Origin of the sequence: Trueperella sp. HMSC08B05 (assembly GCF_001808405.1) — a bacterium.
Lineage (GTDB): Bacteria > Actinomycetota > Actinomycetes > Actinomycetales > Actinomycetaceae > Trueperella > Trueperella bernardiae.
This window is the reverse complement of record NZ_KV793251.1, coordinates 1-782: the sequence shown is the minus strand read 5'-3', so window position 1 is coordinate 782 and position 782 is coordinate 1. Positions and strand designations below refer to the sequence as shown.

The window sequence follows — 782 nt, the reverse complement described above, 5'->3', positions numbered from 1 at the left end:
GAATACGGTGTTGTATCCACCGAGCGGGTCAACCACCGCAACGGGTACCGCCACCGCGACCTCGACACCCGTGTCGGCACAATCGATGTGGCAGTACCGAAGCTACGCCACGGCGCGTTCTTCCCGGACTGGCTGCTCGGGCGACGCTCACGTGCCGAACGCGCACTATCGACCGTAATCGCGGCCTGCTATCTCAAAGGGGTTTCCACCCGCCGAATGAACGATCTGGTGGCAACGCTTGGGATTTCCAACATGTCGAAATCCCAAGTCTCACGCATGTCAGAAGAACTCGACGAGATGGTCGAAGACTTCAAAAACCGCCCCCTGGACCCCGGCGGGTATGCCTACCTGTCGTGTGATGCACTGACGATCAAAGTGCGTGAAGGCGGCCGGGTGGTCAAATGCTGCCTACTACTTGCCACCGGTGTCAACGCCGACGGCTACCGCGAAATACTCGGCATGCATGTCGCCACCGCGGAATCCAACGCGTCGTGGAAAGGCTTCTTCCAGGACTTAAAAGCCCGCGGGCTTCGTGGTGTCTTCCTTATCACCAGTGACGCCCATGAGGGCATCCAGCACGCCATTTCCGAAGTGCTGCCCGATGCGTCCTGGCAACGGTGCCGGTGGAGTGCCTCAGGTTTTTAGGTGCAGGTGACTTGAGTGTTGTCCATTGATGTCCTGCCCGGTGGGTAGGGGGAATGGATGAATGGTGAAGAAGTTTAGTAAACACACTCCTGAGCAGATTGTTCGCAAGCTTGATAAGGCCCGCGAACTCAGAGAAT

General features: G+C 57.9%; 1 pseudogene. It reads left to right on the top strand.

Annotated features, from left to right (window positions below):
* A pseudogene (locus HMPREF3167_RS06155) lies at positions 1 to 624 on the top strand (IS256 family transposase); the annotation flags it as partial.
* Positions 625 to 782 lie beyond the last annotated feature (158 nt).